Source organism: Pseudomonas sp. URMO17WK12:I12 (genome assembly GCF_000514395.1).
GTDB classification, from domain to species: domain Bacteria; phylum Pseudomonadota; class Gammaproteobacteria; order Pseudomonadales; family Pseudomonadaceae; genus Aquipseudomonas; species Aquipseudomonas mucoides.
In genome coordinates this window covers 51,847-66,867 of sequence record NZ_AZVV01000018.1, presented here as the reverse complement: position 1 = coordinate 66,867, position 15,021 = coordinate 51,847, and the positions used below count along the sequence as shown (strand labels likewise).

The 15,021-nt window shown below is 58.1% G+C and carries 15 protein-coding genes, 1 tRNA gene and 2 pseudogenes; 6 read left to right on the top strand and 12 right to left on the bottom strand.

Annotated features, from left to right (window positions below):
- Positions 1 to 326: 326 nt before the first annotated feature.
- The 4 genes from D882_RS0123920 (at position 327) to D882_RS0123905 (ending at position 3,187) form a co-directional block, all read left to right on the top strand.
- Positions 327 to 965 (top strand): LysE family translocator, encoded by a 639-nt coding sequence (locus tag D882_RS0123920; RefSeq protein WP_027925574.1) that lies wholly within the window; start codon positions 327 to 329, stop codon positions 963 to 965.
- An 18-nt stretch (positions 966 to 983) separates the two neighbouring features.
- A complete protein-coding gene (locus D882_RS0123915; protein WP_027925573.1) occupies positions 984 to 2,333 on the top strand; it encodes a bifunctional diguanylate cyclase/phosphodiesterase in 1,350 nt (449 codons plus the stop codon).
- A gap of 116 nt (positions 2,334 to 2,449) precedes the next feature.
- Positions 2,450 to 2,608 carry a KGG domain-containing protein gene (locus tag D882_RS1000000132320; RefSeq protein WP_081744010.1) on the top strand — a complete coding sequence of 53 codons (159 nt, stop codon included), beginning with the start codon at positions 2,450 to 2,452 and terminating at the stop codon, positions 2,606 to 2,608.
- Positions 2,609 to 2,683: 75 nt separating this feature from the next.
- Positions 2,684 to 3,187 (top strand): DUF4142 domain-containing protein, encoded by a 504-nt coding sequence (locus D882_RS0123905; protein WP_027925572.1) that lies wholly within the window; start codon positions 2,684 to 2,686, stop codon positions 3,185 to 3,187.
- Positions 3,188 to 3,253: 66 nt separating this feature from the next.
- Here the strand turns inward: D882_RS0123905 and D882_RS0123900 are convergent, their stop codons facing one another.
- Entirely contained in the window at positions 3,254 to 3,664 is a 411-nt protein-coding gene (locus D882_RS0123900; protein ID WP_027925571.1) for a low affinity iron permease family protein, read from the bottom strand.
- Between the two features lie 291 nt (positions 3,665 to 3,955).
- Here D882_RS0123900 and tam point away from each other — a divergent pair, with 291 nt between their 5' ends.
- The gene (tam, locus tag D882_RS0123895) at positions 3,956 to 4,726 is read left to right on the top strand and encodes a trans-aconitate 2-methyltransferase (protein WP_027925570.1); all 771 of its coding nucleotides are present in this window, start codon (positions 3,956 to 3,958) and stop codon (positions 4,724 to 4,726) included.
- A gap of 261 nt (positions 4,727 to 4,987) precedes the next feature.
- Here the strand turns inward: tam and D882_RS0123885 are convergent, their stop codons facing one another.
- Entirely contained in the window at positions 4,988 to 5,716 is a 729-nt protein-coding gene (locus D882_RS0123885; protein ID WP_027925569.1) for a bifunctional 2-polyprenyl-6-hydroxyphenol methylase/3-demethylubiquinol 3-O-methyltransferase UbiG, read from the bottom strand.
- Between the two features lie 612 nt (positions 5,717 to 6,328).
- Between D882_RS0123885 and D882_RS0123880 the strand changes: the two genes are divergently transcribed.
- Positions 6,329 to 6,514, top strand: a complete 186-nt coding sequence (locus D882_RS0123880; protein ID WP_027925568.1) for a hypothetical protein — start codon at positions 6,329 to 6,331, stop codon at positions 6,512 to 6,514.
- Positions 6,515 to 7,005: 491 nt separating this feature from the next.
- Here D882_RS0123880 and D882_RS0123875 read toward each other — a convergent pair whose 3' ends face one another.
- From D882_RS0123875 to atzF, 10 genes and pseudogenes are all read right to left on the bottom strand, one after another.
- Positions 7,006 to 7,275, bottom strand: coding sequence for a hypothetical protein (locus tag D882_RS0123875; protein ID WP_027925567.1), 270 nt, complete (start codon positions 7,273 to 7,275; stop codon positions 7,006 to 7,008).
- 709 nt (positions 7,276 to 7,984) lie between these two features.
- Entirely contained in the window at positions 7,985 to 8,350 is a 366-nt protein-coding gene (locus tag D882_RS0123870) for a hypothetical protein (protein WP_027925566.1), read from the bottom strand.
- Positions 8,335 to 8,580, bottom strand: a pseudogene (locus tag D882_RS1000000133280) (hypothetical protein); the annotation flags it as partial. The pseudogene D882_RS1000000133280 and the gene D882_RS0123870, both read right to left, overlap by 16 nt.
- Positions 8,577 to 8,831 (bottom strand): annotated as a pseudogene (locus tag D882_RS1000000132310) (PAAR domain-containing protein); the annotation flags it as partial. The pseudogenes D882_RS1000000132310 and D882_RS1000000133280, both read right to left, overlap by 4 nt.
- Positions 8,832 to 9,159: 328 nt before the next feature.
- Positions 9,160 to 9,233: transfer RNA gene (locus D882_RS0123865), tRNA-Gly, on the bottom strand.
- A gap of 181 nt (positions 9,234 to 9,414) precedes the next feature.
- Entirely contained in the window at positions 9,415 to 10,299 is an 885-nt protein-coding gene (locus tag D882_RS0123860) for an alpha/beta fold hydrolase (protein ID WP_027925565.1), read from the bottom strand.
- Positions 10,300 to 10,610: 311 nt separating this feature from the next.
- Positions 10,611 to 11,303: a pseudouridine synthase gene (locus D882_RS0123855; protein ID WP_027925564.1), complete on the bottom strand. Its 693-nt coding sequence runs from the start codon at positions 11,301 to 11,303 to the stop codon at positions 10,611 to 10,613.
- 57 nt (positions 11,304 to 11,360) lie between these two features.
- The gene (locus tag D882_RS0123850) at positions 11,361 to 11,555 is read right to left on the bottom strand and encodes a cysteine-rich CWC family protein (protein ID WP_027925563.1); all 195 of its coding nucleotides are present in this window, start codon (positions 11,553 to 11,555) and stop codon (positions 11,361 to 11,363) included.
- A gap of 3 nt (positions 11,556 to 11,558) precedes the next feature.
- On the bottom strand, positions 11,559 to 13,046 hold the full coding sequence (locus D882_RS0123845) for a sensor domain-containing diguanylate cyclase (RefSeq protein WP_027925562.1): 1,488 nt from the start codon (positions 13,044 to 13,046) through the stop codon (positions 11,559 to 11,561).
- 189 nt (positions 13,047 to 13,235) lie between these two features.
- A complete protein-coding gene (gene atzF, locus D882_RS0123840; protein ID WP_027925561.1) occupies positions 13,236 to 15,014 on the bottom strand; it encodes an allophanate hydrolase in 1,779 nt (592 codons plus the stop codon).
- Positions 15,015 to 15,021: the final 7 nt, after the last annotated feature.

The following is a 15,021-nucleotide window of genomic DNA, read 5'->3' as shown; positions in this document are numbered from 1 at the left end:
AGGGCGATGGCGTGTGAGGTTGTGGGCAAAAACCGAGCTATCTGCCGACTCAGCCGAACTGAAGTCATCGAGCCCTCCATGCTGCCAAAAAGCCTGATCCGCCGTCTCGACCTGATCACCCTAGTGATATCGATGTGGCGGCGCGTCGTTTACGTTTGTGTTGGCGTGGCACACGTGGCGGGGTGGGGATCAGGCGTTGGATTGGCTGAATGGGCGGAACGACGACCCAACGCAGGAATGAAGTTCTTCGACGATCAGTAAGTCCACGCACAAGGACCTGAGATAGACTGGCGCCCATTCACCAGACAGTTCAAAAGGATTTCCTGATGACCCCATCGCTGCTAATGGCTGTTCTCGCCTCGGGCTTTATCTACGGCATCACGCCGGGGCCGGGTGTGTTGGCGGTGTTCGGCATTGGCGCGGCGCGCGGTCGGCGGGCGGGGGCGGGGTTTTTGTGCGGGCATTTGCTGGGCGATGTGGTCTGGTGCAGTACCGCGTTGATTGCAATAGTCGGGGCGCGGGAAATCGGTAGCACGGCATTCGATGTGTTGGGCGTGTTCAGCGGGTTGTATTTGTTCTGGCTCGGTTTGCGCGCCGTGCGGGCGAAACGCAGCAGTGCCGAAGCGCCTCAAGGCCCGGCCCGCCAGCCGTTCTGGCACGGCATTCTGTTCGGTTTGACCAATCCCAAGGCTTACCCGGTGGCGGTGGCCACGTTTACCGCACTGCTCTCGAGCCGCGCGGAGCTGCTGCACTGGTCGATGCTGCCGTGGTTGATTGTGCTGAGCTTCGTCGGTGGCCTGATCGCCTACGCTATTCTCATCGGCATCGTCGGTGCGCGGCAGGTTCGGACCCTGTATCAACGTCACGAATTGGCCATCACCCGGTTGTGCGGGGTCATGTTTATCGGTTTTGCCATTAATGCCCTGGCGCACGCGTTGCCGGGACTGGTCACAAACAAGACTTGAGGCCATATGCAAGACACCATGGCATCCAGAAATTCCGCGCCGTTGGCGAGCTACATCGATCTGTTGCTGGACGCCGTTTGTGCGGTCGACAAGCAAGGTCGCTTCGTTTTTGTCAGTGCGGCGTGCGAGCGCATTTTTGGCTATACCCCCGACGAGCTGATCGGCCAAGTGATGATCGACATGGTGCATCCTGGCGACCGCCAGCGCACCCTCGACGCCGCGCGGGAAATCATGGGCGGTGAGCCCAAACTCAACTTCGAAAACCGCTACCTGCGCAAGGACGGCCAGGTGGTGCACATCCTCTGGTCGGCGCGCTGGTCGGAAGTCGATCAATTGCGCATCGCCGTGGCCCGGGACATCACCGAACGCAAGCAGGCCGAGTCCCGGCAAGCAGCGTTGTACGCGATTTCCGAAGCGGCTCACGCGGCGGAAGACTTGCTGGCGCTGTTCAAGCGCATTCACCTGATCATCGGCGAATGGCTGCCTGCGCTGAATTTCTCCGTGGCGCTGTATGACGAACACTGCGCGCAGCTGAATTTCCCCTATCACGTCAACGACCACGAACTGCAACCCGAGCAGCCCGGCACCATCACCGGGCGCCTGTGTGCAGAAGTGATCCGCAGCGGCTTGCCCATTTTGCTGACCCCGGACCAGGGCCATTCGCCCGCAGGTTTTGAGACGTTGGTCGAGGGCCCGAATTCACCGTGTTGGCTGGGCGTGCCGCTGAATTCGCAAAACGGCACCATCGGCGCGCTCATCGTCAAAAGCGTTGCGGGTGGCGAGCGCTACACCGAACGGGACAAGGAGCTGCTGCAATACGTCTGCGCCCAGGTCGCGACCGCCATCGAGCGCAAGCAGTTGCATGCCCGGTTGCAGCGAATGGCGCAGTACGACCAGTTGACTCAATTGCCCAATCGCGAGCTGCTGCGTGATCGTCTCAAGGCTTCGCTGGCGCTGGCCCGGGCCGATGGTGGGCGCATGGCGTTGCTGTACGTCGACCTCGACCGTTTCAAGGACGTCAACGACACCCATGGCCACGCGGTGGGCGACATGCTGTTGCAAGCGGTGGCCAATCGGATCAAGGGGTGCGTACGCGAAACCGATACCGTGGCGCGCATCGGCGGGGACGAGTTTGTGGTGTTGTTGCACAGCATCCACGGCCTGGAAGACGCCGACGGCGTGGCGGAAAAAATTCTTCAGGTCCTGGCGCAGCCGCTGCGTCTGGACGGGCACAACCTGAACATCCACACCAGTATCGGCGTCGCTCATTACCCCGAGCACGGCACCGAGGAAAAGCAGTTATTCAGGCATGCCGACGAGGCCATGTACGCTGCCAAACGCCAGCATCATCTACGACTCGAAGTCTGAGAGTTCGCCGCCGTTCGTCGCGGCGTTTTCAGGTTTTCTAAACCTTTTGGGGCTCGTTCATTCTGATTTTATGCGGGCTGTTGCTCGCCTGGATCATCACCAAGAGGTAGAGAATCATGCCTAACTCAAGAAACTCGAACTCGGGAAACTTCGCCAACGATCGAACGAAGGCGTCTGAAGCCGGTCGCAAAGGTGGGAAAACCACCACAACGACGGTCGATAAAGACTCTACGAAACCCGAAATGGGCCGCAAAGGTCCTCAGAAGTCCAAGTAGTGATTGAAGGTGGTTTTGATCGAGAGGCGGGGGCGCAAGCTCCCGCTTGAATTTTTTCAGAAGGAGGGCGCGACCATGAGCCGGATGGCCACCCGAATACGTCATGCAAGTTTTGCCACGTTCCTGGGATTGTTCGCAGGCAGTGCCTTTGCCCAGTCCCCCGCCGAATTCATCAACGATGCCTCGGCCCAAGGCATGGCTGACATCGAAGCCAGTCGCCTGGCGCATCAAAAAACCGAATCCAAAGAGGTCAAGGACTACACCATCGTCGTCATCAACGACCGCACCACCGCCAACCAGCACCTGGCGAAAATCGCCAAGCAACTGGATCTGCCAGTGGCCCCTCGCGAAGAAGTGGTCGATAAGGCCAAAGCCTTGATGCCGCAAGCGATGGACGGCGCAACCTTTGACCAGGCCTACGCCGCCAGTCAGGTGAAAACCACGCAGCAAGCCATCGAGCAACTTCAACAGGAAGCGCAAACCACGGACATTCCGCAAATCAAAGCATTTGCTGAAGAAACCCTGCCCAAACTGCAAAACCATCTGCAAATGGCCAGGGCGTTGCAGGCCGGTCGCTAGTTCAAGTCTTTACGCCATTCAGAGCAAACGGCGCGTGATTCACATCACGCGCCGTTTTGTTTGTGCTCAGCACTTGTTCAAACCCTGTTTGCGCGGGCTCGTCGTCGCCAGCCCCGCCAGGTCATGCACATCTTTTTCGCCCATGGCGCGATAGTGGCGGCGCAGCGCCTCCAGTTGTTTGAGGTCCAGTAGTTCCAGCCCCAACATCGCGTTCTGCGCCTCCTTGTTCACCCGCAGCAACTCATCGATTTTCAGATGCAGAATGTCGGTGTCGCGGTTCTGCGTGTTCTGGATCAGAAACACCATCAGAAACGTGATGATCGTGGTTGAGGTGTTGATGACCAGTTGCCAGGTGTCGTTGAAACCAAAAATCGGACCGCTCGCGGCCCACAGAATAATAAGAATAAGCGCCCCCATGAATGTCTTGGGACTGCCGGCCCACAGGGCGAGTTTCTGCGAGATTTTTGCGAATTTCATTGCCGTGTTCCTTATTGGGATGCGCCTGAATTTCAGACAGCGACGGCGTGTTGAAAATTCTACTTACATTTTCGGATCCGGCAGTGACGCTTTTTTGTAGCAGCTGGCGAAGCCTGCGTCCGGCTGCACAGCCGTCGTAAAACCTGAGTTCCCGGTCTCCCTACAAGTTGCGTTTGGACAGTCAGGGTTATTTCTCAAAGATCGGGATAGGGCTGCATATACTGGTCGAGGTATCGTATCGGACCGGTTGTCAGCCTCTGGCCCACAACAACGCACCGACAGGAGAACGCAATGAGTTGGTCCGCCAAACAATACGTCGCTTTTGAAGATGAACGCACCCGCCCGGCGCGAGACCTGCTCGCCGCCATCCCGCCGGTGGATGCGCGCTCGGCCATCGACATCGGGTGCGGTCCCGGCAATTCGACCGAGTTGCTGGTCGAGCGCTTCAGCGGCGCCACGGTGCGTGGGGTCGACAGTTCGAGCGACATGATCGAGGCCGCTCGCAAGCGCTTGCCAAACGTGCAGTTCGACACTGTTGATATCGGAACCTGGGACGATAACGGCCCGTTCGACGTGATTTTCGCCAATGCCGTGCTGCAATGGCTGCCCGATCACGCGACGTTATTGCCGTCGCTGGCCGCCCGACTGACCGAGGGCGGCAGCCTGGCCATCCAGATGCCCGACAACCTCAACGAACCTTCCCATCGCCTGATGCGCGAAGTGGCCGCCGAAGGCCCTTGGGCCAGCAAACTGGCGGACGCCGCCGGGCAACGCACAGAGATGGCCAGTGCCAGCGATTACTACTCGATGCTGCGGCCACACTGTGCGCGCGTCGATGTGTGGCGCACCACGTACCATCATCCGCTGGCAGGTGGCGCGTCGGGTGTGGTCGAGTGGTTCAAGGGCAGCGGTTTGCGGCCGTTTCTCGAACCGCTGGATGACACGGAAAAGACGCAATACCTCAAGCAATACCATGCCGCGATCGAGCAGGCTTATCCGGCGTTGAGCGATGGTTCGGTGCTGTTGCCGTTTCCGCGGTTGTTTATTGTCGCAACCCGATAGTGCAAAAAGGGACGGATCTCGCTGAGCGTTATCTGTCCCTGTACTTGGCACTCAAATATTCAAAAACAAACGAAGCAAAGCCGAACAACCCGATCATCGAAATGATCATGATCCCCAACTCTGAATTGTCCATGTTGATCTCTAGGTGAAAGTTGAGCCGACAGAATAAGGCACCTTTAGTCAGGCCCAACATCGCGCTACTGCTTCTTTACCGGATTTCAAAGACCTATACGTAAAATATACGAGAACCCGACGCGGCTCTTAGCGATGAACGCTAACCAGCAACATCATCGGCCGTTCCCGCTCTTCGGCCAGCGCCGGTTGAGCCGCCACTTCTGTATCACTCGGCCCCCATTCGTTGACATGCTGAATACTGAAACCCGCGCCAATCAGCGTATTGAACAGCGTGCCAAGGGTTCGGTGCTGCTTGATCACGCCTTCCGCCAGCCAGTTCGTCACCCGCTCACCTTCCCGTTGATAGCTGTCTACCGGCCAACGCTTGCGTCCCTCGCCGTCGATCAGCCAACCCGGATTGCGCGGGGCCATGAAGATCGGGTGCTCGATGGAAAACACAAAGCGCGAACCAGGTTTAAGGGCCGCGTGGATCGTGGCGAACAACCCGGACAGATTCTTGATGTAGTGCAGCGCCAGTGAGCTGTAAGCCAGGTCGAAACCAGCTATGGGTAAATCAAGCTGTTCCAGATCTGCCCGTGAATAGTGGATGTTGCCCACCGATGTGGTCTTGCGAGCCTGCTCCAGCATCTTTTCCGAGACGTCCAGACTAAGCACGCTATCAGCGCCTTGCTCACTGGCCCAGCGGCTGAACCAGCCGTAACCGCAACCGAGGTCCACTACCTTCAGGCCTTTCATCGGCGGCAGCATTGATTTGAGTGTTGGCCATTCCGGTGCCGCGTCGAGGCCTCCAAGGGAACGGCCCATTTGGCTGTAACCGTGGAAAAACTCCGGATCGTCGTAGATGTTTTGAGTCATGTCGGGTTGCTCTATTGAGATCGTTGGTGGGCGGAATTTGGGCCGCGCCGATTGGTTTCCCTCGAAGCGTTGTGGCGCGTATTCGTTGATGGCCGCGCGGTGGGGAGGGGCGTTGGAGATGGTGGAAATGCTAGCGGGTCGGGCGGGGAGGGGAAACGGGTTGAGCGTTGCGGATTTGTAACCAAGGCCCATGTAAAAAATCGGCGATTCGGTTAAGGCCGAACTGCAAGACGATCAACCGACCGAAAAACAGTTAACGCTCCTTCATGCGCAGCTCTCGGATGTTGCCTACAACCTAAGCGGGAATCACCCGCTATCCGCTGGTGGGTAGATAGGAAATAGTGCTCCGCAGAACGGACTGCACGATAGGTGATGAGTGATTGACGTCCGACAGATTTTGCCGGCTTCGCAGACAACGACGCTTAGGTTGGCGGCTAAAAGCCGAGAAGGATGATCAATGCACCAGAACGATCGCGAAAATTTAGAACTCGATAAGCTATTGGTCGCCGATACTCAACATACATCGCTGGTACTTGAGCTTTGCAACCACACGGCTCACATTGTCAGGAACAGTTCACGGACTCAACACGGACTGCGAGAGGAGAAAGAAACATGTCCACTCATCGTAGTAACGGAGCAAGCATCGAGCAATTGCATCGTGAAATGGAGGCTTTAGCTGAAGAGATGAGACGCCCGGCCCCGACCAAAATCCGCACTACGTTGTTGCCGTTCAGCATCGGTGCTGCATTCGCGCTGACCCTGTTTGTCGCCGTCGCTTTTGTCGCAAAACATCTTTAATTCTCTGTCGGCTCAGATACCTTTTTTTCGTACTATCTGAGGCGCTGAAACAAACCTCATCGCTGTGCCCTCCTGGCAACCTCCCACCAACTAGCGCTTGTCGGCTATCTACCGTGCACAACTGATCAGCGGCGTCGTATAACTCACATCCGGTCCTGCCGCATAATCCAGTCCGGATTAGTCGGCACATCGTCCCTCGTCCTGAACGCCAATCTGACCAAACACCGTTATTAACCGAGTCGCCTCGGTTGTGTACCGCAGAAGTCACCACCCTGTTCTCCCTGCAACCGTGCCTTTTGGAAATGCCGCAGAAGGTGAAGTCGCTACGCTAAGTAGGGTGTGCCTGCCATATCTTGGCTTCCATCATTTGCGTAGCCGCGAGGTCTTCCTGAAACACCGCGTCACCTGATTCCACGACTGCTGCGCAGCCGGACGCAGGCTTCGCCAGCTGCTACGAATCGAGGGCGCCCCGAAAGGCGCCCCTTATCACATCAGGACGGCTCTGCATCCATGCGTCGAGCGATCACGTCCAGCACATCGCAACCGTCGCGCAAAGGCACGCAGCAGAGCAATGCAAAATCGCTGAGGATGACCGAGTCGGTGGTGATGTCACCTCGCATGGCGAGGTTTTCGAGCATCTGCGTCACGGCTCGAATTCTGTAACTGGCCGTGCTGAGCAGTGAGTGCAGCGGTTGGGTAGTGTTGACGAACAGGGAAGGGAGATCGTCGGCGTTGCTGGTTAAAGCCATATATTCTTTCATGCGTGATTACCGTTAGTAGGTGAAAGACCTACCACTCAATCGTCGCCAAACAATAGGGTGGTAGCTGTACGCAGGTTGGCGAACCGGACAACGGTAAAACCGGCAGACCCGAAGGTCTCCCACGCACAGCCACCATAAAAAGCGCAGCAAAGTGCAGTCAGAAACTGCTCCGAAAATCTCGGAAATTCCTGAATCGTTGTCATCGAGTCGCCAAACCCGATACGCCATTTGGACGCGCTCGGACTATAGGCCTCGTGACAAAGGCACAGCAATGCGCAAGTGTACGGACAATTCCCAGTGTCGTGTAGGACGTTGCCTTTTCGAAGATTGGCCACTTTCGTGCCACCAGTGAATCGGTGATCGACACCTGCTAGGCAGACGTTGACTGGCTTGTTCAGAATGAAGAATCAGCGTTCTACACAAATTTCACGGAAAAAAACCGGTCACTAAGGACCGGTTTTTTGTCTTGGCTGTCCGTCAGGCAGGACCAACGCTTGTACCGATGAAAGGCTCCAGATCGCGAGACACGGTCTCCGCGTTGATCTGATCATACTGAGCGTGAGTGCCGAGGAAACCTTTATGAGCGCAAGAAAAGCACTTACAAAGCATCAACTTTACGCGAAATCGTTAATTTCCCCACTCGGCCAATTCAGTCAAACACCAGCCCCAAAAAACCAGACATCAAGTCCGGTTTGGGCGCGGTTTGCAATTACTGGAAATGATGAAATTTCATGAGTTCCTTCCAGATGTAACCGTAGCTGTAGCGTAGCCATGCCACTTTGAACAGGTCGAAGCGACGACGAAACCAACTGTGTTCTCGCGCTTTGAGTTCTTTGGCTATTTCATCGAGTAACCATTCATCCTTAAAACCAGTCCACACAGGAGGGACGGGCGTTTCAAGGTTGCTGAAGCACACAGGTGCGACCTCTGAGTACAAGATTTCTTCAACAACCTTTGGGTCATAGCCTCGAATTCGCTCTGCGATAGACGCGTAGTCAACAGTGCTGTCTACAAAGGCCTCTGCCAGCGCGATCTGGATGCTCGCTCGTTCCGCAGGAGTCAGAATATATCCCAATGGGCCAGCTCCTCTAGCTCTGCGTCGAACGTATCAGATGCGACCCCGCCGGCAAAGCCGCCGACAACGCTACCGATGAGAACGACGGCGATGGCGCAGGCCGGAGCTCCAGGACCACAAAGAGCGGATATGCCCAAGCCCGCCAAAAATCCCCCTGCCGCACCACCACCCAGGATGGTGGCTTGACGCGCCGTTTCCTTGGCCTTGTCGTCAGCGTTCAGGATTTGGTACCCGAACCGCCGATCACGACATCGCCATGGGTGCCAATAGATCCGTCCAGTGCGGCATTTTTGCCGTTGATAAACACTGTGCCGGACACTTCCGAGGCTAGCGCACTACCACAGGTGCACGTGTCACCTTTGCGAGCGGCTGCAAGTCCGTCGAAGAACACATCAGGAGAACCGGAGGCGATAGCTTTGGGGCCGTGCCCAGGGATGGGGCAGCTGGTTGGGTCGGTGATACGTGCAGCTGGCTTTGCCATGCTTGACTCCCTGTCAACGAATTTAACGGGGACGACAGTATCAGACTTGCTCTGAGAAATGGCTCGCGAAGATGTCAGCAAGATCATCCCTGGGTATGCGGCGGGAGATGATGAGCAGAGTTAAACGACTAAGCTTGATCAGCTGCAGGTGGTGGCTTGCAAATAGTGATGTGATGCCGGCAGACAGGACGCCGGAGAGGGCTGAATAGATTGAGGGTGGCTGAGCGCAGGTGTGTGTTTAATTGCGTTAGGCATCTGAGAAAACCAGAAACAGACACCTTAACAGACACCAAGTTGAAGCGGGGTAGGCTGGAGGCCTTGAAAATAGTGGAGCGGGTGAAGGGAATCGAACCCTCGTTATCAGCTTGGGAAGCTGGAGTAATGCCATTATACGACACCCGCTCAGAGCGGCTGACTTTGTACCAGATGTGCGCGTGGAAATGAAGTTTTTCTTTGCGCTGGACTGCTTTAGCGCAGAGGCAACACGGCACACACCACAAAACGGTCTATCGCGGGCAAGCCTCGCGCCTACAGAAATGCGTTCAACGACTGTAGGGCGATGCTTGCTCGCGAGGACGCTGTTTCAGATTGCCAGTGCATGGTGATCCTGGACGTAGTGGTAACGCGTTCGGCTGGCGTGTGGTTCAGGTTTCAGGAATCCCAGCAGTGCATTGCGGCTGTCTCGGCAGGCGGCTTTGTGTTCCATGTCGAGAAAGTGGCCGGTGGCTTCCAGGGTCGTGAAGGTGGCGTGTTGCACATGGTTGGCGAACAAGCGCGCGCCATCGGCGGCGGTGTATTCGTCCCATTCGCCGTTCATGAACAGCACCGGTACATTGATTTTCTCCGCCGCCTTCAGGAAGCACTGGCGGTCACTGTGCAGCAGGTCGCTGATGTGGAAGTGCATCTGCCCGTATTCGTGATCGGCCAGGCTGCTGACGTGCCGGTAGTTGAAGCGCTTGAACAGAGTCGGCAAGTGTTTACCGATGGTGCTGTTCACCAGGTTACCGACCCGGTCGCCGTCGCGGCTGCCGAGGTAGTCGACGCCGCGCTCGAGGTAGTCGAGCATGTGCGCGTTGATTTCCGGGGAGAACGAGCTGATCACGGCTTTTTCGATCCGGCGTGGCTGGTGCGCAAGGGCGACCAGGGTCGCGGCGCCGCCCCAGGAAAACGACAGCACGTGTTCGGCGCCGAAATGGTCGATCAGTTCCAGAAGGATCTGCCCTTCGACTTCCTTGGTCAGCAATTTCTCATGCAGGTTATGGGCCTTCGACTTGCCCGCGTAGGGCTGGTCGTAGCAGACCACGTTGAACTGCGGATGAAGGTTTTTCACGGTTTGTGCAAACGACGCAGTCGTGGCCATCGAGCCGTTGACCAAGATAATGGTCTTCTCTGCGGCGTCTGCGCGATAGAACTCCGTGTAAACCCGATACTGACCCTGTATATCCAGCACAGCGATTTCTGGCCTCATGTCATAAGACTCCTGGCAAGCGGGTATGCGCGCAAATGAGATTGCACGAGCTTTGTGACAGGTAGGCATACGCCTGGAATTTGGAGGCCCATGTCGATCCGTACAGCAGGTCGACGGGTATTATTATTGGCGGGCAGTCTGCCGGTCTGAGGCGGAACCTGAGGGTTCTCTAACCGACAAAAAGTTTCTTAGAAGTATGTTGTGACTCGTCAGTCACATTTCGGCTGACGACCTGATTCAAGCAGGGGTGACGTCTTCGCGCAAGTGTCATTGGTAAATTGTTCGACAACTTCTGCTGAGCGGTCGCCTGCTTAGATCAATTGAATCTCTTCGGTGCGCAATGCGCGGTACTCGCCCGGTTTTAGCGCGTTATCGAGCGCCAGCGGGCCCATGCGCTCGCGGTGCAGGCGCAGGACCTTGTTGTCGAAATGACCGAACATGCGCTTCACCTGGTGGTACCGGCCTTCGACAATGCTCAGCCGCGCCGATTTCGGCCCCAGCAGTTCCAGCCCGGCGGGCTGGGTGGTCAGGTCTTCGAAGGCGAAGTACAGCCCTTCAGTGAACTTCAACGCATATTCCGGGCCGATGTCCTGCTCGGTCTCGACGTAGTAGACCTTGGGCAGTTTGGTCTGCGGTTGGGTCAGGCGTCGCGACCAGCTGCCGTCATTGGTGATCAGCATCAGACCGGTGGTGTTGAAGTCGAGGCGGCCGGCGATGTGTAAATCGTCCTTGTCCGGTTCGTGGATCAGGTCCAGGACCGTCGCGTGCTCGGGGTCGCGGGTGGCGCTGACGCAGCCGGGTGGCTTGTGCAGCATGAAGTAGCGCGCAGGTTTGCCGGCTTGCAGGACCTCGTCATCGACTTCGACGCGGCTGAACTCGAGCACCTCGGCATGCGGGTCGCTGACGATACTGCCGTCGATCCGCACGCGCTTTTCCACCAGCAACAGACGCACCTGCTTACGGTTGAAGCGCGGCAGGTTACTGAGGAAACGGTCAACGCGCATGGCAAGGGTTCGGTGGGAAAAGGGCCGCGTATCTTACGTGATCGGCCGGGCGCTTGCTTACAGCTGCGCCTCGACCTGAGCGCAGCGTGGGCACAGGCAGGATTTATCGCGCAGTTCCGGCGGCAGCGCTTCGAGCACGGCCGGGTCGATGCTGACGCCATAGCACCAACAGGCGCGATCAGCGGTTTTCGGATCGGCCAGGGTGCAGTCGTTGGACGCACCGCAGGCCGGGCAGAAGTCAGGCTTGTTCATGGATTATTCATAGCTGGAGTGAGACTTTTCCACGCAGGTGCGATTACGGCCGGATTGCTTGGCCCGGTACATCGCATGATCGGCGCGAGAGAGCAGGGTGTGCAAGGTGTCATCCGGCTGCAAGGTGGTCAAGCCGATACTGACGGTCAGCTGCAAGGCCCGATCGTTGTAGGCATAACGCTGTGTTTCCACATGCTGGCGAATTTTCTCGGCAACTTTCAGACCGGTCTCACCGTCGGTGTCCTTGAGCAAGACGATGAATTCTTCACCGCCCCAGCGGCAGACGATGTCAGCGTGCCGCAGGCAACTCTGCAGATCCCGGGCGAAGCCGATCAGCACCTGATCGCCGGCCAGATGGCCGTAGGTGTCGTTTAATGCCTTGAAGTGGTCCAGGTCCAGCAGCAATGCGGTCAGCGGTTTCGGCTCGCGCTGGGCTTCGTGCATGGCTTGCGCGGCCAGCAGGTCGAAGCCGCGACGGTTCGGTAATTCGGTCAGGCTGTCGAGCGTCGCCTGGGCCTGGATCTTGTTCTGATAACGCTTGATCACCCGGTTCAGCAGGGCTAGCACAATCAGCGTGACGAGCAGGCAAATCAGCAGGTTGAGGTACAGCGACTGACGGATTTCACTGAGGGCACCGTCTTCGCGCTTGTCGACAAACAGATACCAGTTCAGCTCCGGAATGAACCGCACGTTGAGGAAATGTCCCTGGCCCTGCACGGAATATTCGTAGCTGCCGCTGTGGGGTTTGGGCAGTTGGCTGACCAGGGTTTTCATGCTGTCGAGCTCAGCGAGACTCTGCCCGATTTTTGCGCCTTGCGGGCCGCCCTCGGCGCCGGTGAGCACCAGGCGCCCGAAGTTGTCGACGAAATACACGCTGCGCTGATAGCGCTGCTGATACTTGTCGATCAGCTTGATCACTGCATCGACGGTCAGGCCGACACCCGCCGCGCCGATGAAACGGTCGTCGTAGTCGTAGACCTTGTAGTTGATGAAGAAGGTCAGGTTGTCCTTGTTGGCCATGTCCGGGTCGACATTGATTTCGTAAGGCTCGGCCATGTCGCGTACACGGAAATACCAGGTGTCCCGGGGCTCGCTGGCCTTGATCTGTTTGAGCACGCCTTTGGCGTGGTAGTAGGTCAGGGTGCTGTTGGAGACGAAAAACGCGGTGTAGGCGCCGTAATGGGTCATGACCTCGTTGAGGTAGCGGGTCATTTTTTCCGGCTCGTGCTCGCCGTTGACCACCCAGTCGCGCATGAAGGTGTCGCGGGACATCATCGAGGAAATCAGGATGGGCCTGACCAGGTCTTTCTGGATTTCCGAGTAGACCGTGTCCGATGTCAGTGGCAGTTCGGTGTTGACGATGTTGTCGCGAATCGACGCTCGCGAGGCGTAGTAACTGAGGAAGGACGTGGCGAGGAAGCCTGCGCCCAGCAGCGCAATCAGTGTGAGGACCAACGAACGTTGCGAATACAGCGGCGAGCGAAGCGGCATGACGATTCCGTTGGCAGAGACCCGATGGCAGGCATTCTAATGGCACTGCCGGGAAATAACTGCTCTATGTGCGCAGAACACGGTCCTTGTTGGAGTGAGCCTGCTCGCGATGGCGGTGTGTCAGTCGACATCTATGTCGGATGTTATGACGCTATCGCGAGCAGGCTCACTCCCACAAGGGGACGGTGTTTAGGTCAGGGATTGCAGGTAAGCGCGCCATCCACCGAGGTGGCTGATATCCACTGCGCCTTCCAATCCATACGCCTCGCAGATAAACCCGCTCTCCCAACGCCCATCCGCCAGTTGCACTTTGCCCAGCCCCAGCGGCGCCGGAATCCCGGTCAGGAACGAGCCCAACTCGCTGCTCGGCAATTCCCAAACCTCCACCGCAATCGCCACACCGCCATCCTTCACCCGCACCATCCCCGGACGAAACGGTGGGCCGCCGGCCAAGGCATACAGTTGATAGTCCGGCGAACTGAACGTCGTCTCGACCAACCGCGCCCCACGGCGCTTCAATTGCCAATTCAGCGCCAAGCCGTCCAGGTGCGCGCCACACACCACCAACCGCGCCCGATCGTTACGCGCCGCCGCCGTTGGCGCCGCCGTGGTCAGACCTTGCTGGCGCTGGAAAGCATCCGCCACGCTCAGCAAATACTGATCGGTAAACGCCCGGCCAAACAGTGTCACGCCCCACGGCAGGCCATTGCCCATAAAGCTGCTAGGCACCGCGACGGCGGCGTAGTCGAGCAGGTTCATGAAGTTGGTGTAGTAACCCAGTTCCGAATTGCGCAGCACCGGTTCGGCGTCCAGCTGTGCCCGTGTCACCGGGCGGCCGATGGTCGGCGTGAGCACGCAGTCGAGTTCTTCCAGCGCCTTGTCGCACAACGCTTTCAACGCTTGCAGCCGATACTGCGCGCGGAAAGTTTGTACGCCGGTCACCGCTGGCGCCTTGGCCAGCACCGCACGAATCACTGGCAGCACCGCTTGCGGATTGTGCTCCATCAACTCCCCGGCGATGCTGTAGCGTTCAGCCACCCACGGCCCTTCGTAGAGCAAACGGGCCGCTTCGAGAAACGGCGACATATCCAGTTCGACGGCTTCACCGCCCAACGCCTCGAGCCGGTCGATGGCATCCCCAAACAACAGCGGGCCTTCGGGGCAACCGAAAAATTCCAGGTCCTGCGCGCGCGGTACGCCGAAGCGGAACGGGCGCGGCGTACCGAATGCTGCGCCGTCATTCCACTGCGGATTGCGGCGGCTGTATTCATCACGCGGGTCGAGGTGGGCGGTGAGCGCGAGTAACTGGCTGGCCTCGCGAGCGGTCGCGGTGAAGGTCGTCACGCAATCGAGCGTGCGACAGGCCGGCACCACACCCGCCGTGGAGATCAAGCCTTTGGTGGCTTTCAATCCCACCAGATTGTTCAACCCCGCCGGCACACGCCCCGATCCCGCCGTGTCGGTGCCCAACGAAAAGCTCGCCACGCCGAGCGCTACCGCCAACGAAGACCCGGCGCTGGAGCCGCCCGACGGATACTCCGGCAACACGCTGTTCGGGCATGCCCCATACGGTGAGCGGCTGCCGTTGAGGCCGGTGGCGAATTGATCAAGGTTGGTCTTGCCCAACGGGATCGCCCCCAGCGCCAGCAACTGCTCGACGATGGTCGCCGATTGCTCTGGCACGTAGGCAAAGTCAGGACACGCGGCGGTGGTCGGAATACCGGCCAGGTCGATGTTGTCCTTGATCGCGAACGGCACGCCGTACAACGGCAGGCTGTCGATGTCGCGGCCGTCGAGGGCGGCGAGGTACGGTTCCAGTTCTTCGACACTGAGCAAGTGGATGAACAGGTGATAGTCCGGGTTCAGCGCGGCGGCTTTGTCGCGCAGACCCGACAGCAATTGACGGGGCGTGATGTTGCCGAGGCGATAAGTGCTGCGCAGGGCGTCGAGTTGCAGATTGATGTTCATGGCGTTA